At 67.9% G+C, this 268-nt stretch carries 1 protein-coding gene; it reads left to right on the top strand.

Features of this window, described 5'->3' with window-relative positions; genetic code table 11:
* The coding region (locus tag SB751_RS31150; RefSeq protein ID WP_410749161.1) for an efflux RND transporter permease subunit at positions 1-268 on the top strand (268 nt) is incomplete at both ends.

Raw genomic sequence — 268 nt, 5'->3', positions numbered from 1 at the left:
GGTGGTGGGCTTGATCCCGCTGCTGTTCGCCAGCGGGGCCGGCGCCCACAGCCGCTACAGCCTGGGCCTGGTGATCGTGGTGGGCATGCTGGTGGGCACGCTGTTCACGCTGTTCGTGCTGCCCACCGTCTACACCGTGCTGGCGCGCGACCACCGCGCCGCGATACATGATTGCGAGCGGCACGTAGCCGATGCTGCCGAGCGATACCAGTTGCTCGTCGCGTTCCTTCGAACCGATGCCGCTCTGCACGAAGCCGACGTCGACCGG

Source organism: Cupriavidus sp. SIMBA_020 (genome assembly GCF_046535395.1).
In the GTDB taxonomy this organism is placed as follows: domain Bacteria; phylum Pseudomonadota; class Gammaproteobacteria; order Burkholderiales; family Burkholderiaceae; genus Cupriavidus; species Cupriavidus campinensis.
The sequence above is the reverse complement of the archived record's forward strand: the minus strand, read 5'-3'. Positions and strand labels throughout refer to the sequence as shown.